Annotated in this window: 2 rRNA genes; both read right to left on the bottom strand. The window is 55.3% G+C overall.

Features of this window, described 5'->3' with window-relative positions:
* Positions 1 to 2 precede the first annotated feature (2 nt).
* Positions 3 to 119, bottom strand: a 5S ribosomal RNA gene (gene rrf / locus ACIGGF_RS25325).
* A gap of 129 nt (positions 120 to 248) precedes the next feature.
* A 23S ribosomal RNA gene (locus tag ACIGGF_RS25320) occupies positions 249 to 1663 on the bottom strand; the annotation flags it as partial.

Genomic DNA, 1663 nt, shown 5'->3' with positions numbered 1-1663 from the left:
GTGTTCGGCGGTGTCCTACTCTCCCACACCCTGTCGAGTGCAGTACCATCGGCGCTGGAGGGCTTAGCTTCCGGGTTCGGAATGGGACCGGGCGTTTCCCCTCCGCTATGGCCGCCGTAACTCTGCGAAACAGTGTCACGAGCGAACCTGCCACCCACATGTGTGGGCTACGGATTCGTGTATTCGGTTGTGTGACTGAACAACTCGTGTGTTGTTTCAGATATTGCACAGTGGACGCGTAGCTTCTTTGTGGTAAGTCCTCGGCCTATTAGTACCAGTCACCTGCACCCATTGCTGGGCTTCCAGTTCTGGCCTATCAACCCGGTGGTCTGCCGGGGGCCTTACCCCCTCGAGGGGGTGAGAAACCTCATCTTGGAACAGGCTTCCCGCTTAGATGCTTTCAGCGGTTATCCCTTCCGAACGTAGCCAACCAGCGGTGCTCCTGGTGGAACAACTGGCACACCAGAGGTTCGTCCGTCCCGGTCCTCTCGTACTAGGGACAGCCTTCCTCAAGTTTCTTACGCGCGCGGCGGATAGAGACCGAACTGTCTCACGACGTTCTAAACCCAGCTCGCGTGCCGCTTTAATGGGCGAACAGCCCAACCCTTGGGACCTACTCCAGCCCCAGGATGCGACGAGCCGACATCGAGGTGCCAAACCATCCCGTCGATATGGACTCTTGGGGAAGATCAGCCTGTTATCCCCGGGGTACCTTTTATCCGTTGAGCGACACCGCTTCCACTTGCCGGTGCCGGATCACTAGTCCCGACTTTCGTCCCTGCTCGACTTGTCAGTCTCACAGTCAAGCTCCCTTGTGCACTTGCACTCGACACCTGATTGCCAACCAGGCTGAGGGAACCTTTGGGCGCCTCCGTTACATTTTAGGAGGCAACCGCCCCAGTTAAACTACCCACCAGGCACTGTCCCTGAACCAGATCATGGTCCGAGGTTGAGGTATCCAATACGATCAGAGTGGTATTTCAACAACGACTCCACAGTAACTGGCGTCACCGCTTCACAGTCTCCCACCTATCCTACACAAACCGAACCGAACACCAATACCAAGCTGTAGTGAAGGTCCCGGGGTCTTTTCGTCCTGCCGCGCGTAACGAGCATCTTTACTCGTAATGCAATTTCGCCGAGTCTATGGTTGAGACAGCTGAGAAGTCGTTACGCCATTCGTGCAGGTCGGAACTTACCCGACAAGGAATTTCGCTACCTTAGGATGGTTATAGTTACCACCGCCGTTTACTGGGGCTTAAATTCTCAGCTTCGCTCTTACGAGCTAACCGGTCCTCTTAACCTTCCAGCACCGGGCAGGCGTCAGTCCGTATACATCGTCTTACGACTTCGCACGGACCTGTGTTTTTAGTAAACAGTCGCTTCTCACTGGTCTCTGCGGCCCCACCCAGCTCACACTGCAAGAGTGATCACCGGACAGGGCCCCCCTTCTCCCGAAGTTACGGGGGCATTTTGCCGAGTTCCTTAACCATAGTTATCTCGATCGCCTTAGTATTCTCTACCTGACCACCTGTGTCGGTTTGGGGTACGGGCCGTGTAACAACTCACTAGAGGCTTTTCTCGGCAGCATAGGATCACTGAATTCGCCTCAATCGGCTACGCATCACCTCTCAGGCTTATATGAACGGCGGATTTGCCTACC

Source organism: Rhodococcus sp. NPDC078407 (assembly GCF_044542515.1).
Taxonomy (GTDB): domain Bacteria; phylum Actinomycetota; class Actinomycetes; order Mycobacteriales; family Mycobacteriaceae; genus Rhodococcoides.
The sequence above is the reverse complement of the archived record's forward strand: the minus strand, read 5'-3'. Positions and strand labels throughout refer to the sequence as shown.